Origin of the sequence: Lentzea kentuckyensis, from assembly GCF_002150765.1 — a bacterium.
Taxonomy (GTDB): domain Bacteria; phylum Actinomycetota; class Actinomycetes; order Mycobacteriales; family Pseudonocardiaceae; genus Lentzea; species Lentzea kentuckyensis.
Genome location: NZ_MUYM01000018.1, coordinates 57,109 through 74,606, shown reverse-complemented (window position 1 = coordinate 74,606; position 17,498 = coordinate 57,109). Strand labels below are relative to the sequence as shown.

Here is a 17,498-nt window from a genome sequence, read left to right as displayed (position 1 = left end):
ACCAGCGTCTTGGAACCGTTTTCGGACTGCTCCGTTCGAGTGACGGCAGAGGTCTAGACCTTGACCTTCGAGTGGTCTAAACCACATCGTTCGGGTAACCCCCTGCGACTGAGGAGACCGATGTCCAAGTTCCGATGGCATCTAGCTGCTCTCATCGCGGCCGTGTCCGCGATGGTCCTCGGTATCGTCGTCGTGCCCGCTGCCAGCGGTGCCGGTGGCGTGTCCGCCACGTTCTCCAAAGGTTCGGACTGGGGAACGGGCTTCGAGGGCAAGTACACGATCACGAACAACAGCACGACGGCCCTGACGTCGTGGACTGTCGAGTTCACCCTGCCGGCCAACCACCGCGTGACGTCGCTGTGGGACGGTTCGTACACCACGAGCGGTCAGACCGTCACGGTCAAGAACACCTGGAACGGCAGCATCGCCGTTGGTGGTTCGGCGAGTTTTGGCTTCAACGGCGCGTACACCGGCACGTTCGGTGCGCCGACCAACTGCAAGCTCAACGGTGGGTCGTGTGAGGCCGGCGGGACGAACCCGACGACCACCACCACGACGTCTACCACTACTACGACCACCACCACGACGACCACGACCACGACTGGCCCGCCGCCGCCTCCCGGCAAGATCAACCTGGGCTACTTCGCGGAGTGGGGCGTCTACCCGGCGCGCAACTACCAGGTGAAGAACATCGACACCTCGGGTTCCGCCGGCAAGCTCACGCACATCAACTACGCGTTCGGCAACGTCTCCGGCGGCAAGTGCACCATCGGTGAGTCCTACCCGGCCATCGAGAAGGCCATGACGGCGGCGGAGAGCGTCGACGGCGTCGCGGACACGTGGGACGCGCCGGTGCGCGGCAACTTCAACCAGCTGCTCAAGCTGAAGAAGAAGTACCCGCACCTCAAGGTGCTGTACTCGTTCGGCGGCTGGACCTGGTCCGGTGGCTTCGGTGCGGCCGCGGCGGACCCGGTCGGGTTCGCGAACTCCTGCTACAGCCTGCTCGAGGACCCGCGCTGGGCGAACCTGTTCGACGGCATCGACATCGACTGGGAGTACCCGAACGCCTGTGGTCTCTCCTGCGACACGAGCGGTCCGGCGGCGTACGCGAAGCTGATGCAGGCGCTGCGCAACCGCTTCGGTTCGAACTACCTCGTGACCTCGGCGATCACGGCCGACGGCTCGGCCGGCGGCAAGATCGACGCCGCTGACTACGGTCCCGCGGCGCAGTACATCGACTGGTACAACGTCATGACGTACGACTACTTCGGTGCGTGGGCGGCGCAGGGCCCGACGGCTCCGCACTCCCCGCTGACGTCGTACAGCGGCATCCCGACCGCCGGCTTCAACGCCGAGGCCGCGATCTCGAAGCTGCGGTCGAAGGGCGTTCCGGCGTCCAAGCTGTTGCTCGGCATCGGCTTCTACGGCCGTGGCTGGCAGGGCGTGACGCAGGCGGCGCCTGGCGGCACGGCGACCGGTCCGGCTCCGGGCACGTTCGAGCAGGGCATCGAGGACTACAAGGTGCTGAAGACCAAGTGTCCCGCGACGGGCACGGTCGCCGGTACCGCCTACGCGTTCTGCAACGGCCAGTGGTGGAGCTACGACACCCCGCAGACCATCGCCAGCAAGATCTCCTGGGCACGTGGCCAGGGCCTCGGCGGTGCGTTCTTCTGGGAGCTCACCGGTGACACCGCGAACGGTGAACTGATCACAGCGATGAGGAACGCCCTGGGGTAGTCCTCACAACGCCGGGAGGGGAGCTGGTCAACCCAGCTCCCCTTTTGCGTTCAGCAGAAGACCTTCTCCACCAGCCTGAGGTAGCCGTCGCCGGGTTCGCCGCCGTTCGCGGCCTCCGTGACCGAGAGCTCCAGGCGCTTGCCGGACGTGCCGAGCATCAACGACCCGTAGCCGTGGATCGAGCCGTCGTGGCCGTAAACCGTGGTGCCACAAGGCAACTTCGTGACGGAGATGCCCAGGCCGTAGTCCGGGCTCACCTCCGTGGTGCGGGTGAGTTCCTGTTGCTGCGCGGGTTTCAGCAGTTTCCCGGTGAGCAACGCCCGCAGGAACGTGTCGAGGTCGCGGGTCGTTGAGATCATCTCGCCGGCGGCCCATCCCCACGACGGGTTGAGGCGCGTGACGTCCACGGGTTTGCCGTTCGCGTCGGGGTAGTAGCCGTGCGCGTGCGGGCCCGGAACGTCCACGGAGTTGCGCGGCAGCACGGTGTCCTTGAGCCGCAACGGCTTCAGGACCCGCTGCTCGACCGCCTGCTGGTACGGCCTGCCGGTGACCTTCTCGATCAGCAGGCCCAGCACGACGTAGCCCGTGTTGGAGTAGCTGTGGCGCGTGCCGGGCGGGAAGCCGAGCGGACGGCTCGTGGAGATCGCGACCAGCTCGCGCGGCTCCCACGTCCTGAAGCGGATGGACGGGAAACCGGCCGGGTCGAGCGGCAGAGCTTCCGTGTGGTCGAAGAGGCCGCTGGTGTGCTGCAGCAGCTGGCGAACGGTGATGCGGTCGTCGACCAGGCCCGGCAGGTGACGCGAGACCGGCTCGTCCAGGCCAAGTCTTCCCTCACCGACGAGCTGCAGCACGACCGTCGACACGAACGTCTTGGTGACACTGGCGATGCGGAAGGTTCCGTTGTGCGGCACGGGTTTGCGCGACCCGTACTCGGCGATGCCCGAGCGAACGGTGTCATGTCCGTCGATCCGGGCCTGGATGCCCAGTGCGCCACCGGTTCTCGTGAGCTCGTCGATGATCTGTTGCACGGCCTCCTGCCGAACCGCCGGTGCCGCGGAGGCGACACCGGCGGTCGAGAGCAGGGCGGCCGCGGTGAGTGCGGCTACCAGTTTCATGGTCAGCAGAAGACCTCGGTGAGCAGCTTGACGAAGGCGTCACCGGGGTTGCCGGCGACCGGCGCGCTGGTGGCGCTGAGTTCGAGCCGCTTCTTGGTGTCCGGCGTGGTGAGCAGCTGCGACGAGTAGCCGGGGATGCCGCCGCCGTGGCCCCACACCTTGGTGCCGCACGGCAGCGTCTCGACCGACAGGCCGAGGCCGTAGTCCGGGCTGACCGCGGTGGTCTTGCTGATCTCCTGCTGCTGCGCGGGCTTGAGCAGCTTGCCCGCGGCCAGCGCCGTGACGAACGTGTCCAGGTCGCGGGTCGTCGAGATCATCTCACCGGCGGCCCAGGCGACCGACGGGTTGAGCCGGGTGATGTCGGACGGCTTGCCGTTCACCGTCCAGTAGCCGTGCGCGTGCGGGCCCCTGATGTTCGGGTTGTCGCCGGGCAACTCGGTGTCGTCGAGGTGCAACGGCCTCAGGATCCGCTGCTCGACCGCCTTCTCGAACGGCCTGCCGGTCAGCTTCTCCACCAGCAGGCCCGCGACGACGTAGTTGGTGTTGGAGTAACTCCACTTGGTGCCGGGGTCGAAGTCCAGCGGCTTGCTCGTGGACAGCGCGAGGAGCTCCTGCGGTGACCAGTGCTTGTAGCGGATCTGCTCGAACTCGTCCGGGTTCAGCGGCAACGCGTCGGTGTAGTTGTAGAGGCCGCTGGTGTGCTGCAGGACCTGGCGAACGGTGATGCGGCCGTCGATCAGGCCGGGCAGGTAGCGGACGACCGGCGCGTCCAGGTCGACCTTGCCCTCGCCCGCGAGCTGCAGCGTCACCGTCGACACGAACGTCTTGGTGATGCTGCCGACTCGGAATCTGCCGTCGAGCGGCACCGGCTGGTCGCTGTTCAGCTCTGCCTTGCCGGACCGGGCGGTGAAACGCTGCCGTCCGTCCGTGACTCGGGCCTGCACGCCAAGCGCTCCCCCGCTTTGCGTGATCTGGTCCAACGCCTGCTGGACGACCTTGCGGTCGACGCTCTGGTCGTCTGCCGTCGCGACGCCCGCGGTGGTCAGGGCCAGCAGACTGGCTGCGGTAACGGTGGCTACCAATCGAATCCCCATGCCTCCCACCCTGGCGAGGCACGGGATCCGCCGCATCCTCCTTGAGGCTGACTGATGCCCTAGGGGTTGCCCTTGGTCCGTTCAGCAGAAGATCTCGTTGAGGAGCCCGAAGTAGCCCGGTGACGGATCGCCCGTGCCGACGCCCGCGGAGGCGGACAGCTCCGCCCGGCGCTGCAGGTCCGGGGTGAAGAACGCGTAGCTGCCGAAGCCGGGAACGCTGCCGGTGTGGCCGATGATCGTGGTGCCGCACGGCGCTTTCTGGATGAACAGGCCGAGCCCGTACTCCGGGCTGACCGGGGTGGTCTTCATCAGTTCGGTCTGCTGCGCGGGCTTCAGGAGCTTGCCGCTGAGCAGTGCCGCGTAGAACGTGTCGAGGTCCTTGGTCGTCGTGACGATGTCGCCCACGGCCCAGAAGACCGACGGGTTCCAGCGGGTGGTGTCGGTCGGCTCGCCGTTCACCACGCCGTACGAGTGGGCGTGCGGGCCGTGGATGTTCGGGTTGTTGCCGGGCAGCATGGTGTCGTTGAGGTGCAACGGCCTCAGGACGCGCTGCTGGACCGTGCGCTCGTAGGGCTGCTTGGTGATCTTCTCGATCAGCTGGCCGAGGATGACGAACCCGGTGTTGTTGTACTCCCACTTGGTGCCGGGATCGGACTGCAGCGGCCTGCTCGTCGAGATCGCGATGAGCTCGGCGGGCGTCCACTGCTTGAACCGGATCGGTTCGAACTCCTGCGGGCTGAACCCGATGGCGTTGGTGTAGTTGTACAGGCCGCTGGTGTGCTGCAGCAGTTGGCGGACGGTGATCCGGGCGTCGACCAGGCCCGGCAGGTAACGGTTCACCGGTGCGTCCAGCTCGACCTTCCCCTCGCCGGCGAGCTGGAGCACGACCGTCGCGGTGAAGGACTTGGTGATGCTGCCCGCGCGGAACCGGCCGTCCAGCGGAACCGGGCGGTTGCCGCCCAGTTCTGCGGTGCCGGACCGGGCGGTGAACGTGTCGCGGCCTTCCGTGACGCGAAGCTGCGCGCCCTGAGCTGCCGTGCTGGTGATCTGGTCCAGGGCCTGCTGGACGATCTTGCGGTCGATCTGCTGGTCGTCGGCGACCGCGGTGCCGGTGAACAGCAGGCTGAAGGCGGCAACAGTGGCCAGTAAGCGTGTCCCCATGACATCCAACATGCCGTCAGTAGGGCTTGTGCGCCGCTTTCATGGCCGAAACGAGCATGGAACGCACTTTCGGCCAATGCACGTCCTGCTGGCACGAGAACGGCGGCAGGAAGCCGCCGCACGTGCCGGACGAAGCGCCGATCTCCCACACGAAGCTGGGCACGCCCAGGTCCTCGTACACCCAGTCGTCCGTGGCGCCGGAAGCGTTGTAGAGCAGCTCACCGGGCTGGCCGGCGCGGAGGCCCGACAGCGAGGCCATGTCCTGCGCCATCTTACGCAGCGCGGCGTCGTTGCCGGTCTTCTGGGTGCTCCAGCCCCACGGGAAGAGCACATAGTCTCCGTAGCTGTGCATGGAGATCACGGCGCCGGTGGTGTCCGTGCTGGCCGCCGCCGTGTCGCCGGGTGCGCGGGTGTCGCGGTAGAGCTTGCGCCACAACGACTCCAGGGCCTGGGTCTCGACCTCGGAGTCGGCGCGCGGGCCGCGGTAGATGTCGCTGCACTTGTTGGTGGACGTGCCGACCTCGCCCCAGTGCGAGCCGGCGTTGCGGTTGAGGTCGACGCCGCGCGGGCCGGAGCCGCAGGTGCCGTTGGCGTTCTTGCGGTGCAGGACGGGGGTGTCGCCGCCGGACTCGACGATCTCGACGCCGTCGGGGTTGGCGATCGGGACCACCCAGACCTCGATCTCGCCGAGCAGCGCGGTGAGGTCGGAGCCGACCAGGTCGTCGACGAATCGCCACGCCATGTCGCCGGTGGTGATTTCACGGGCGTGGAGCTGGCCCATCACGAACAGGCGCGGTTTCGGCGCGGTGGGCGTCAATGCGCAGTCACCTGGGCTTTTCCGCGTGATGCAGATGGCTTTCAGGTCGTGTCCGCCACTGCCCTGGGTCTTGCGCCAGGAGTCGCCGTAGTCGACGACCGTCGCGAGATCGGGATGGCTTTGGGCGACTTCGTCGAGATGGGTGAGATGGGCGGTAATGGTGCGATAGCCGCCGTAGTAAGTCGTGTCCGCGAGAGAGCGCGGCGCCCATTGAGACGGAGGCATCGCCGTCTCGACAGAGGACCCGAAACCGTCGGAACGCAGCTTGTCGGCGGTGTGCGGATCGCCCAGCACGAACAGGTCGGCGCCGTCGCGCTGCTCCAGGACGTCGTAGCCGAGCGCGAGCAGCCGTTGCGCGGAATCACCCGTTGGTGCGGCCACACGCAGCACATATGTCGGTTGCGGGCCCTCCGCCGGCGCTGGTGAGGGGCTCAGCAGCAGAGCCAGACAGGCAACCAGGGCGACGGCGGTTCGCATGATCAACGATGATCGGCCGTCCGGCGCAGTCACGCCAGTCCGTTCGACCGACCGGATGATTACCGTCCGGTGCTTGGGATCGGGAATGCGGCCCCTTGGCGCGTTGTGACGAAAATCATTAGCCTTTCCCCCAGAATCGCACCAGCTATTCTGAGTCTCGGGAAGAGAACGGGGAGCGCAAGCCATGGACCATCTCTACAAGGACACTGTCGCTGAGATCTCCCACTTCCCCTGGCGCGGTTCTCTCACGGACGACGACGAGGGGCTCGAGCCGACCATCGTTCGCAGCATGGACTGACGAAACCTCGGGGGTTTCCCATGACCGGCCTGTCCACCGTCGTCAAGGGCACCGGCCCGGCCCTGCTGCTCGTGCACGGCGCGGGCGGCAGCGTGCAGGCCAACTACGGCCCGATCCTGGGGACCCTCACCCAGCGCTTCACCGTCATCGCACCGGACCTGCCGGGTTCGGGCGGCTCGCCGAAGGCCGCGGGCCCGCTCGACCTGGACCGGCTCGCGGACGACCTCGTGGACATCGCGGTCCAGGCCGGGCACGAGTCGTTCTTCGTCTCCGGCTACTCGATGGGCTCCGCGGTCGCCGTCACCATCGCCGTGCGGCACCCCGAACGGGTGCGCGGACTGGTGCTGAGCACGCCGTTCACGAAGGCCGACGCGGCGACTCGGGCGAAGATCACCCAGTGGAAGTCGTTGCTGGACGGGTCCCGCGCGGTGCTGTCGCGGTTCATCCTCTCGGTGATGTGCAGCAAGGAGTACCTGGCGAAGCTCACTCCGGCGCAGGCGGAGGGGTTCGCCGAACTGATCGGCGCGAGCGTGCCGGCCGGAACGCCCGCGCACGTCGACCTGATCCTGAGGATCGACCTGACCGAGTTGTTGCCGCGGGTCTCGCAGCCGACGCTGGTGATCGGCGCGTCCGGTGACCAGCTGCTGTCGCACGAACTGGGCAAGCAGGTCGCGGACCTCATCCCGGGGTCCAAGTACACCGACCTCGCGTGTGGGCACGCGATCGCGCTGGAGTCCGCGGTGCCGTGGGCACGCTTGATCACGGACTATCTGACCTCGGTGTAGTCCGGAGGCGGTGGGCCAGCGCGGTGTGGCGGCGACCCGCCCCCACCGTTCTGACGGCCTGGCCGATAGCTCGTTTGCTACCCACCAGAACGACGAGCTTCTTCGCGCGGGTGACGGCGGTGTAGAGCAGGTTGCGCTGCAGCATCATCCACGCGCTGGTCGTGATCGGGATGACCACGCACGGGTACTCGCTGCCCTGTGACCGGTGGATGGTCATGGCGTAGGCGTGGCTCAGCTCGTCCAGTTCCGAGAACTCGTAGTCGACCTCTTCGTCCTCGTCGGTGCGGATCGTCAGCTTCTGCTCGACCGGGTCCAACGCGATGACCACGCCCAGGGTGCCGTTGAAGACGCCGTTCTTGCCCTTGTCGTAGTTGTTGCGGATCTGGGTGACCTTGTCGCCGAGCTTGAACACCCTGCCGCCGAACCGTTTCTCCGGCAGGTTGTCGCGTGACGGCGTCAGGGCCTCCTGGAGCACGGTGTTGAGCGCGCCGGCGCCCGCCGGGCCGCGGTGCATCGGCGCGAGGACCTGGATGTCCTTGCGCGGGTCGAGCCGGAACTTGCGCGGGATGCGGTTCGCCACGACGTCGACGGTCATCGTCGCCGCTTCCTCCGCTTCGTCCGTGCTGAACAGGAAGAAGTCCGGAAGTCCTTGTACCAGCGGATAATCGCCGCTGTTGATGCGGTGGGCGTTCGTGACGACGCCGGACTCCTGGGCCTGCCGGAAGATGTGCGTGAGGCGGACGTTCGGGATCGGGCTTCCCTGCGCGAGAACGTCTCTGAGCACCTCGCCCGCGCCGACGGACGGCAGCTGGTCGACGTCGCCGACGAGCAACAGGTGGGCGCCGGGCGGGACCGCCTTCACGAGTTTGTTGGCCAGCAACAGGTCCAGCATCGAGGCCTCGTCCACGACGACCAGGTCGGCGTCGAGCGGGTGATCGCGGTCGTACGCCGCGTCGCCGCCGGGCTTCAGTTCGAGGAGCCGGTGGACCGTGCGGGCCTCGTGGCCGGTCAGCTCGGTGAGGCGCTTGGCGGCCCGGCCGGTCGGCGCGGCGAGCACGATCTTGGCTTTTTTGGCCTGGGCCAGCCGGACGATCGAGCGGACGGTGAAGCTCTTGCCGCAGCCCGGCCCGCCGGTGAGCACCGCGACCTTCTGCGTCAGCGCGAGCTTGACGGCGGCTGCCTGGTGTTCTTCGAGGTCGGTGCCGAGCCAGGCGAAGGCCTTGTCCCAGTTGACGTCCCGGAAGCTCGGCATGCGGTCGTGCTCGCTGTGCAGGAGGCGTTTGAGCTGCGCGGCCATCGAGATCTCGGCGCGGTGGAACGGGATCAGGTAGATGGCGATCTCGTCGTCCGGGAGTTCCTCGCGGACCACGCCCTCCTCGTCGACGAGCTCGGCGAGGCAGTCGATGACCAGGCCGGTGTCGACCTGGAGGATCTTGATGGCGTCCGCGATGAGAGCCTGTTCCGGCAGGTAGCAGTTGCCGTCGGTGGTGGCCTCGGACAACGTGAACTGCAGGCCGGCCTTGACGCGTTGCGGGCTGTCGTGCGGGATGCCGACGGCCTTCGCGATCACGTCGGCGGTCTTGAAGCCGATCCCCCAGACGTCGCTCGCCAGCCGGTACGGCTCTTCCCGGACGACCTCGATGGCCTTGTCCCCGTACTGCTTGTAGACCCGGACGGCCAGCGACGTGGACACGCCGACGCCCTGCAGGAAGACCATGACCTCCTTGATGGCCTTCTGCTCCTCCCAGGCGTCCGCGATGAGCTTGGTGCGCTTGGGGCCGAGCTTCGGGACCTCGATGAGGCGTTCGGGCGTGTGCTCGATGACGTCCAGCGCGTCGACGCCGAAGTGCGTGACGATCTTGTCCGCGAGCACCGGGCCGATGCCCTTGATCAGGCCGGACCCGAGGTAGCGGCGGATGCCCTGGATCGTCGCGGGCAGGATCGTCGTGTAGTCGTCGACGTGGAACTGCTTGCCGTACTGCGGGTGCGAGCCCCAGGTGCCGCGCATCCGGATCGACTCGCCGGGCTGCGCGCCGAGCAACGCGCCGACGACCGTGACGAGGTCACCGCGGCCGGTGTCGACCTTGGCGACGGTGTAGCCGTTGTCCTCGTTGGCGTAGGTGATCCTTTCCAGGACCGCTTCGAGGACGTTCATGACTGGAAACTTACAGGGGCGATATCCGTTCGGAGTCAAACCACATAGTTCTGCACACGATCTTCACAACTTGTCCCGGCGTCCTCCACGACATGCCCATAAAGTCGCCGCCATGACAGGTCAGCGCCGGGTGCTCGTCGTGGAGGACGACATCACGATCGCCGAGTCCGTGGCCGCACGGCTGCGGGCCGAGGGGTTCGTGGTGTCGGTGGCTCATGACGGGCCGTCCGGGGTCGCCCAGGCGGCGTCGTTCCTGCCTGACCTGGTGGTTCTGGACGTGATGCTGCCGGGGTTCGACGGGCTCGAGGTGTGCCGGCGGATCCAGGCGTCGCGGTCGGTGCCGGTGCTGATGCTGACCGCGCGGGGGGACGAGACCGACCTGCTGGTCGGGCTCGCCGTGGGGGCGGACGACTACCTGACCAAGCCGTTCTCGATGCGGGAGCTGGCCGCGCGGGTGCACGTTCTGCTGCGCCGGGTGTCGCGGGCCGTCTCGTCACGGTCTTTGGAACTCGGGGACCTGCAGATCGACCTGGCCGCCCGGCGGGTGTCGCGGTCGGGCGTGGAGGCCCACCTGACGCCCACCGAGTACGACCTGCTGCTGTTCCTGGCCGAGCGGCCGTCCGCCGTGCAGGCGCGGGAACGGCTGCTGGCGGAGGCGTGCGGGTGGCACGACGGGGCTTCGTCGCGGACGGTCGACAGCCACGTGAAGGCGTTGCGGCGCAAGCTCGGCGCGGATCTGATCCGGACCGTGCACGGCGTGGGGTACGCACTTGAGGTGCCCCGGTGAAGACTCTGTTGGGCTGGTTGGACATGTTGCCGCGGCCGTTGGACTCGGTGCGGTCGATCAAGCTCAAGCTCGGGATCGTCATCGTGGTGTCGGGATGTGTGTCGTTCGCCTACTTCCGTTACGTGACGGGGTGGTTGCCGCCGCGGACGACTCTGATCGCTCTGGTGCTGGGACTGCTGACCTCGCAGTTGCTCGCGCACGGCATGACCTCGCCGTTGCGGGAGATGACGTCCGCGGCTCGGTCGATGGCGTCCGGGGACTACTCGCGGTCGGTCCGGGCGACGTCCTCGGACGAGGTCGGCCAGCTGGCGGAGGCGTTCACGGTGATGGCGGCCGACCTCGCCGCCGCTGACCAGCAACGACGAGAGCTGATCGCGAACGTGTCGCACGAGCTGCGGACGCCGATCTCGGCTTTGCAGGCCGTGCTGGAGAACGTGGTCGACGGCGTCGCGGTCGCCGACGCGGCGACCATGAAGACCGCTCTGGCGCAGACGGAGCGGTTGGGGCGGCTGGTCACCGAGCTGCTGGACCTGTCGAAGATCGACGCCGGGGTGCTGTCGCTGAACCGGGAGACGTTGTCGGTCTCGTCGCTGGTCGCCGACGTGGTGGCGGAGGCGGCGGTGGCCGCTCCCGCGGCGTCGTTCTCGATCGACGTGGCCGGGGATCTGCAGGTGCTGGCCGACGGGGAGCGGCTGCACCAGGTGCTGGTGAACCTGGTGGACAACGCCGCGCGGCACGGACCCACCGGGGGGTTGGTGTCCGTGTCCGGGTACGCGTTCGGTTCTACGGTGGTGCTGGAGGTGCGGGACGAGGGGCCGGGGATCGCCCTGGCCGACCGGTCCCGGATCTTCGAGAGGTTCACCCGCGGGGAGAGGGCGGGCGGTGGCGGGACCGGGCTTGGCCTCGCCATCGCCCGGTGGGTGGTGGACCTGCACGGCGGGACGATCGCCGTGGTGGACCCCGGGTCGTGCATCCGGGTGACCCTGCCTCGCTGACTTTGCCTCGCTGACTTTCAGGTACTTCGCACCGGTTCGTGCTGGTGCGATGGTGAAGCGCGCCCTTTTCGGGCTTGGGAGAGAGACATGACTGACTCTGACGCTGACTCTGACTCGACGAAATCGCCTGACTCCGCGGAGTCGCCGTCGGGGGATGCCGCTGCGCGGCGGCGGTATCGGAACTTCCGGAAGGTCGGATATCGGCCTGTTTCCGGGGGCGGGGAGCCGGCGGGGCCTGGGGGTTCGCCGGCTACCGAGGACGCTGCGGAGGCCGAGAGGCCTGCCGAGGTGGCCGCTGCGGGCGCTGAGGACGCCGCCGGGGTGATTGCGGGCGCCGCTGGAACTGCGGAGGGCGCCGCCGAGGCTGAGGACGCCGGTGGAGCGGTTGCGGACGCCGCCAAGGCTGCGGGCGCTGAGGACGCCGCCGGGGCGGTTGCGGGCGCCGCTGGGGCTGCGGAGGCTGTCGGGGCAGGCTCGCGCAGGGGTACCCCTGAGCTGGGAACCCCTACAACTCAACCTACTCAGAAGGTCCGACAAGATCGGCCCGCTGCAGACGGCCCCGCTGAGAGCGCCGACAAGAAGCCTGCCGAGGTGGCCGACAAGAAGCCTGACCAGGTGGCCGACAAGAAGCCTGACCAGGTGGCCGGCGAGAAGCCGGCTGAGGAGCCCAAGCCCGCACCGGTGGTCACCGCCACCCTGCCCCCGCCCTCCCCGTGGCAGAGGTCGCCCCAGTACCCCGCTCCGGCGGTGGTCATGTCGCAGCCAGGGCTGCCGTTCATGCCCTGGTGGAAGCCGCCCACGACCGGCGCGCCCAACAAGGCGATGGCGGCCGGTCTCGTCGCGGGCCTGGGCGGGGCGTTCCTCGCCGTGCCCAACAACGGCATCGGCTGGTTCCTGGCCGGGTTGTGCGGCGTCGGCGGCGTGCTGTTCTACGCGGGCAAGCCGACGGTCGAGCGGGCGCTCTGGCTGGCGGGCGCGCTCGCGTTCCTCGCGATGGGCTTCCTGCGGGCGGCCGAGTGGATCTTCCCGCTGAGCATCATGGCGTCGATGCTGTGCGGGTCGATCGCCATGGCGGGCGGGAAGACGGTCCGGGGGCTCGTGTTCGGCGCGGTGGGGGTGGCGCTGGGCGGGTTGCGGTCGATTCCGTGGGTCGCCAAGGGGTTCAGCAAGCGCGGGCCGATCGGCGTCCGGCCGTTCGTCTCGATCGGCGTGGCGCTGGTGTTGCTGCTGGTGTTCGGGTCGCTGCTGGCCGGGGCGGACAAGGGGTTCAGCGACTTCCTGGAAGCGCTGGTGCCGGATCTCGAGGTCGGCGTCTACGTGCGGATGACGTTCTTCGGGGTCATCGCGGCGGCCGGGGCGTTGGGGGCGTGCTACCTCGTGGCGGCGCCGCCGGACATCAGGGAGGACGCGAAGGCCGCGCCGGGCACGTTGCGGCTCAAGGACTACGGGCTGCCCGTCGGTGTGCTCGTGTTGCTGTTCGCCGGGTTCGTGGGGACGCAGCTCGCGGTTCTGTTCGGTGGTGAGGCCTACGTGATGAAGACGGCGGGTGTCACGTTCGCCGAGTACGCGCGGTCCGGGTTCTGGCAGCTGCTCTGGGTCGCCATTCTCACGCTCGGGGTAATCGCCGGTGTCGCGCACTTCGCGGTGAAGAAAACGGCGCGGGAACAGTTGTGGTTGCGCGTTCTGCTCGGCTCGCTGGCGGTGCTGACGCTGGTGATCGTGGCGAGTGCGTTGAGCCGCATGTGGTTCTACCAGCAGGCGTACGGGTGGACGGTGCTGCGGCTTCTCGTCTCGTCGTGCGAGATCTGGCTCGCGGTGGTGTACCTCATGGTGATCGCGGGCGGAATCACGTTGCGTGCCAACTGGTTGCCGAAGGCGATCGTCGGGACCGGCGCCGCGTTCCTCCTCACCGTGATGGTGATGAACCCCGAACGGGTGGTTGCCGACTACAACGTGTCGCGGTTCGAGGCCACGAAGAAGATCGACACCGGCTACCTGTCGCAGTTGTCGGAGGACGCGGTGCCCGCGCTCGTCAGGCTGCCCGAGCAGGAACGCACGTGTGCCTTGCGGTGGGTGAAGAACCGCAACGTCGAGCAGGACTGGCGCGACTGGAACCTGGCGCGGCACAACGCAAAGAGGTCACTCGAAGGTGTTGCGGTGACTGGCCCCACCTGTGAGTCGTCTTACTCGGGTGAGAGGTAGTCGTCAACTCGCGGTAAAGTGGCTGGTCCACCAGTTGCCGAGAGGGTGAGAAGTGACGCTGTCGTGACGATTGCGGCTGAACCCGTTGTCCTTCGATCGATGTTCACGGCAGGCGAGGCGCCCAACCCGCGCACACTCCTGGACATCCTGCGCGCGAGTGCCGACCAGCACCCGAACGCGCTGGCCGTCGACGACGGCACCACCGCGCTGACGTACCGCGCACTGATCACAGAAGTACTGGAACTGAAGGAAAAGCTCGCCGCCGACGGTGTCGGGGTCGGCGACCGGGTCGGCATTCGCGTGCCGTCCGGGACCGTCGACCTCTACGTCTCGATCCTGGCGACCCTCGCGGCGGGCGCGGCCTACGTGCCCGTCGACTTCGAGGACCCGGCCGAGCGCGCCGAGCTCGTTTTCGGTGAGGCACAGGTGAGTGCGGTGCTCGGCGAAGGCCGATCCGTTGCGCTGCAGGGCACTCCGCTCGGGATGCCGGGCGAACCCGGTCTCGACAACGACGCGTGGATCATCTTCACGTCCGGTTCGACCGGTAAGCCCAAGGGTGTCGCGGTCACGCACCGCAACGCCGCCGCGTTCGTGGACGCCGAGGCACGGCTCTTCCTGCGGGACGAGCCGATCGGCCCGGAAGACCGCGTGCTGGCCGGGCTTTCCGTCGCGTTCGACGCGTCCTGCGAGGAGATGTGGCTCGCGTGGCGGTACGGCGCCTGTCTGGTGCCCGCGCCGCGTTCGTTGGTGCGCACCGGCATGGACCTCGGCCCGTGGCTGGTCGAGCAGGAGATCACCGTCGTCTCCACGGTGCCGACGCTCGCCGCGCTGTGGCCGGTCGAGGCGCTGGACGACGTGCGGCTGCTCATCTTCGGCGGCGAGGCCTGCCCGCCCGAGCTGGCCGAGCGCCTGGCGGTCGAGGGCCGTGAGGTCTGGAACACTTACGGGCCAACGGAAGCGACCGTTGTCGCCTGTGCCGCGCAGATGACCGGTTCCGGTCCCGTGCGCATCGGTTTGCCGTTGGACGGCTGGGAACTCGTCGTCGTGGACGCGGCGGGCGAGGTCGTGCCGATGGGCGAGTCCGGCGAACTGGTGATCGGCGGCGTCGGCCTGGCGCGCTACCTGGACGAGGCGAAGGACGCCGAGAAGTACGCGCCGCTGCCCTCGATGGGCTGGGACCGCGCGTACCGCAGCGGTGACATGGTCCGCGCCGAGCCGGAGGGCCTGGTGTTCCTCGGCCGCGCGGACGAGCAGATCAAGCTCGGCGGCCGGCGCATCGAGCTGGGCGAGGTCGACGCGGCGCTCGCGGCGTTGCCCGGTGTCGCCGGTGCGGCCGCCGCCGTGCGCACGACGCGGGGCGGCAACCAGATCCTCGTCGGTTACGTGGTGGTCGACGGTGAGTTCGACCAGGAAGCGGCGGTCGAGCAGCTGCGCGCCGAACTGCCCGCCGCGCTGGTGCCGTTGATCGCTGTGATCGACACGCTGCCGACGCGCACGTCCGGCAAGGTCGACCGCGCCGCCCTGCCGTGGCCGCTGGAGTCGATGGACACCGCGGGCGTGGTGTTCTCGGGTGTCGAGGGCTGGCTCGCGGAGCAGTGGGCCGCGGTGCTCGGTTCCGGACCGGCTTCCGAGGACGCGAACTTCTTCGCGTCCGGCGGCAGCTCGCTGGGCGCCGCACAGCTCGTCTCGATGGTGCGCACGCGGTACCCGAGCACGTCCGTCTCGGACATCTACCAGAACCCGACGCTGTACAAGCTGGCGCGGCGCCTGGAGTCGTACGGCTCCACCGCCGAGGTGCGCGAGGTCGCCCCGACGCCGCGGCTGACCGGTGTGCTGCAGACCCTGCTGATGATCCCGCTGCTGACCGTTTCCGGTGCGCGGTGGGTCGTCGCGCTGACCGCTCTGTCGAACGTGCTGGGCTGGACTTCCGTTTCCTGGTGGTGGGTCGTCGCCGGGTGGGCGGTGTTCATCAGCCCCGCCGGTCGTCTCGCGATCTCCGCCGGTGGCGCACGCCTGTTGCTGCGCGGCGTGAAGCCCGGCGAGTACCCGCGCGGCGGTTCTGTCCACTTGCGACTGTGGACCGCCGAGATGCTGGCGCAGATGTCGCGCGCCACCGAGCTCTCCGGCTCCTGGGTGACGCACTACGCGCGGGCGTTGGGCGCGAAGATCGGCACGGGTGTCGACCTGCACTCGTTGCCGCCCGTCACCGGCATGCTGAAGGTCGGCCGGGGTGCGGCCGTCGAGCCCGAGGTCGACCTGTCCGGCTGGTGGCTGGACGGCGACCGGCTGGTGCTGGGCCGCATCCGGATCGGGGCTGGTGCGACCGTGGGTGCGCGCAGCACGCTGTTCCCCGGTGCGCGGGTCGGCAAGCGGGCCGAGGTGGCGCCCGGTTCGGGTGTCGTCGGTTCCGTGCCGACCGGTCAGCGGTGGGCCGGTGTGCCCGCGATCCGCGAGGGCAAGGCGGCGCGCTCGTTCCCGTCGCGCCGGCCTCCGCGCTCGTACTTCTGGAACCTCATGTACGGCGTCTCGTCCGGCCTGCTGGGCGCGCTGCCGTTACTGGCGGCGGCTCCGGCGCTGCTGTACGTGCTGCGCCGCCCGGTGACGCTCACGTCGGCGCTGTGGGACGTGCCGGCCGCTTCGGCGATCTGGTTCGGCACCTACGCACTGCTGGTCCTGGTTTCCGTGCGGCTGCTGGGCATCGGCATGCGCGAGGGCCACTACCCCGTGCACAGCCGGGGCGCGTGGGCGGCGTGGACGACCGAGCGGTTGATGAACAACGCGCGCTCGGCCCTGTTCCCGCTGTACGCCTCGCTGTTCACGCCGGTGTGGCTGCGCCTGCTCGGCATGAAGGTCGGCCGCCACGTCGAGGCGTCCACCGTGGTCGCGCTGCCGAAGATGACCCGCGTGGGCGACGGCGCGTTCCTGGCCGACGACACGATGGTCGCGACCTACGAACTCGGCGGCGGCTGGCTGCGCATCGCGACCGCCCGCGTGGGCAAGCGGGCGTTCCTGGGCAACTCGGGCATGACCGCGCCGGGCCGCAACGTGCCCAAGGGCGGGCTCGTCGGCGTGCTGTCGGCGGCTCCGAAGCGCGCCAAGGCCGGTTCGTCGTACCTGGGCATGCCGCCGATGAAGCTGCCGCGCGCGGCCGAGGTGTCCGACCAGTCGCGCACGTTCGACCCGCCTGCTCACCTGATGTGGGCGCGGGCGCTCGTCGAGCTGTGCCGGTTCGTCCCGGTGATGCTGAACGTCGCTCTGGTCGTGCTCGTGCTGTTCGCTCTTCGCGAGTTCGGCCCGTGGTCGTCCGGCGTGGTGCTGCTGGGCGCCGGTGTCGCCGCCTGCCTGGTGGCCGTGATCGCCAAGTGGGCGCTCGTGGGCCGGTTCCGCGTCCGTGAGTACCCGCTGTGGTCGGCGTTCGTGTGGCGCAACGAGCTGGCGGACACGTTCGTCGAGGTGCTCGCGGTGCCGTGGCTGGTCGGCTTCTCCGGCGGCACGCCGATCATGAACCTGTGGCTGCGCTCGCTGGGCGCGTCCGTCGGCCGTGGCGTGTGGTGCGACTCGTACTGGCTGCCAGAGGCCGACCTGGTGACGCTGGGCGCCGGCGCGTCGGTGAACCGCGGCTGCGTCGTGCAGACGCACCTGTTCCACGACCGCATCCTGCGCATGGACCGGGTGTCCTTGGGTGCCGGCGCCACTTTGGGCCCGCACGGCATCGTCCTGCCGGGCACGTCCGTCGGCTCGAACACGACCATCGGACCCGCGTCGCTGGTGATGCGCGGAGAGGATGTACCGTCGGGAACCCGTTGGCTGGGCAACCCGATCTCCGCGTGGACATGAGCTTCTCCGTACATCACTACGCACTAGAGCTTGACTAC

General features: G+C 68.7%; 11 protein-coding genes. 6 read left to right on the top strand and 5 right to left on the bottom strand.

Annotation, left to right across the window (positions count from 1 at the left end; genetic code table 11):
* Positions 1-120 precede the first annotated feature (120 nt).
* Positions 121-1,737, top strand: a complete 1,617-nt coding sequence (locus B0F77_RS12060; protein WP_086662940.1) for a glycosyl hydrolase family 18 protein — start codon at positions 121-123, stop codon at positions 1,735-1,737.
* Positions 1,738-1,787: 50 nt separating this feature from the next.
* Here B0F77_RS12060 and B0F77_RS12055 read toward each other — a convergent pair whose 3' ends face one another.
* The 4 genes from B0F77_RS12055 to B0F77_RS12040 all read right to left on the bottom strand — a co-directional run bounded on the left by B0F77_RS12055 (position 1,788) and on the right by B0F77_RS12040 (position 6,401).
* Entirely contained in the window at positions 1,788-2,852 is a 1,065-nt protein-coding gene (locus B0F77_RS12055) for a serine hydrolase domain-containing protein (RefSeq protein ID WP_086662939.1), read from the bottom strand.
* A gap of 2 nt (positions 2,853-2,854) precedes the next feature.
* A complete protein-coding gene (locus B0F77_RS12050; RefSeq protein ID WP_086662938.1) occupies positions 2,855-3,946 on the bottom strand; it encodes a serine hydrolase domain-containing protein in 1,092 nt (363 codons plus the stop codon).
* 81 nt (positions 3,947-4,027) lie between these two features.
* Positions 4,028-5,107 (bottom strand): serine hydrolase domain-containing protein, encoded by a 1,080-nt coding sequence (locus B0F77_RS12045; RefSeq protein ID WP_245847984.1) that lies wholly within the window; start codon positions 5,105-5,107, stop codon positions 4,028-4,030.
* A gap of 16 nt (positions 5,108-5,123) precedes the next feature.
* Complete coding sequence (locus B0F77_RS12040; protein ID WP_086662966.1) at positions 5,124-6,401, bottom strand: M14 family zinc carboxypeptidase; 1,278 nt, start codon at positions 6,399-6,401, stop codon at positions 5,124-5,126.
* Positions 6,402-6,719: 318 nt separating this feature from the next.
* Here B0F77_RS12040 and B0F77_RS12035 point away from each other — a divergent pair, with 318 nt between their 5' ends.
* On the top strand, positions 6,720-7,484 hold the full coding sequence (locus tag B0F77_RS12035) for an alpha/beta fold hydrolase (RefSeq protein ID WP_086662936.1): 765 nt from the start codon (positions 6,720-6,722) through the stop codon (positions 7,482-7,484).
* On the opposite strand, the gene recD2 is transcribed toward B0F77_RS12035, so the two are convergent.
* Positions 7,459-9,639: an SF1B family DNA helicase RecD2 gene (gene recD2 / locus B0F77_RS12030; RefSeq protein WP_086662935.1), complete on the bottom strand. Its 2,181-nt coding sequence runs from the start codon at positions 9,637-9,639 to the stop codon at positions 7,459-7,461. The genes B0F77_RS12035 and recD2 overlap by 26 nt on opposite strands.
* Positions 9,640-9,751: 112 nt before the next feature.
* Between recD2 and B0F77_RS12025 the strand changes: the two genes are divergently transcribed.
* The 4 genes from B0F77_RS12025 to B0F77_RS12010 all read left to right on the top strand — a co-directional run bounded on the left by B0F77_RS12025 (position 9,752) and on the right by B0F77_RS12010 (position 17,460).
* On the top strand, positions 9,752-10,426 hold the full coding sequence (locus B0F77_RS12025) for a response regulator transcription factor (protein ID WP_086662934.1): 675 nt from the start codon (positions 9,752-9,754) through the stop codon (positions 10,424-10,426).
* A gap of 23 nt (positions 10,427-10,449) precedes the next feature.
* Entirely contained in the window at positions 10,450-11,421 is a 972-nt protein-coding gene (locus B0F77_RS12020) for a HAMP domain-containing sensor histidine kinase (RefSeq protein WP_086662965.1), read from the top strand.
* A gap of 591 nt (positions 11,422-12,012) precedes the next feature.
* A complete protein-coding gene (locus tag B0F77_RS12015) occupies positions 12,013-13,623 on the top strand; it encodes a DUF4153 domain-containing protein (RefSeq protein WP_086662933.1) in 1,611 nt (536 codons plus the stop codon).
* 99 nt (positions 13,624-13,722) lie between these two features.
* Positions 13,723-17,460 carry a Pls/PosA family non-ribosomal peptide synthetase gene (locus B0F77_RS12010; protein WP_086662932.1) on the top strand — a complete coding sequence of 1,246 codons (3,738 nt, stop codon included), beginning with the start codon at positions 13,723-13,725 and terminating at the stop codon, positions 17,458-17,460.
* Positions 17,461-17,498 lie beyond the last annotated feature (38 nt).

Bases quoted from the DNA above. Each gene is read 5' to 3' on its own strand.
- recD2 (WP_086662935.1), bottom strand. From the start codon at position 9,639: ATGAACGTCCTCGAAGCGGTCCTGGAAAGGATCACCTACGCCAACGAG.
- B0F77_RS12055 (WP_086662939.1), bottom strand. From the start codon at position 2,852: ATGAAACTGGTAGCCGCACTCACCGCGGCCGCCCTGCTCTCGACCGCC.
- B0F77_RS12060 (WP_086662940.1), top strand. From the start codon at position 121: ATGTCCAAGTTCCGATGGCATCTAGCTGCTCTCATCGCGGCCGTGTCC.
- B0F77_RS12035 (WP_086662936.1), top strand. From the start codon at position 6,720: ATGACCGGCCTGTCCACCGTCGTCAAGGGCACCGGCCCGGCCCTGCTG.
- B0F77_RS12020 (WP_086662965.1), top strand. From the start codon at position 10,450: ATGTTGCCGCGGCCGTTGGACTCGGTGCGGTCGATCAAGCTCAAGCTC.
- B0F77_RS12040 (WP_086662966.1), bottom strand. From the start codon at position 6,401: ATGCGAACCGCCGTCGCCCTGGTTGCCTGTCTGGCTCTGCTGCTGAGC.
- B0F77_RS12050 (WP_086662938.1), bottom strand. From the start codon at position 3,946: ATGGGGATTCGATTGGTAGCCACCGTTACCGCAGCCAGTCTGCTGGCC.
- B0F77_RS12010 (WP_086662932.1), top strand. From the start codon at position 13,723: ATGTTCACGGCAGGCGAGGCGCCCAACCCGCGCACACTCCTGGACATC.
- B0F77_RS12025 (WP_086662934.1), top strand. From the start codon at position 9,752: ATGACAGGTCAGCGCCGGGTGCTCGTCGTGGAGGACGACATCACGATC.
- B0F77_RS12045 (WP_245847984.1), bottom strand. From the start codon at position 5,107: ATGGGGACACGCTTACTGGCCACTGTTGCCGCCTTCAGCCTGCTGTTC.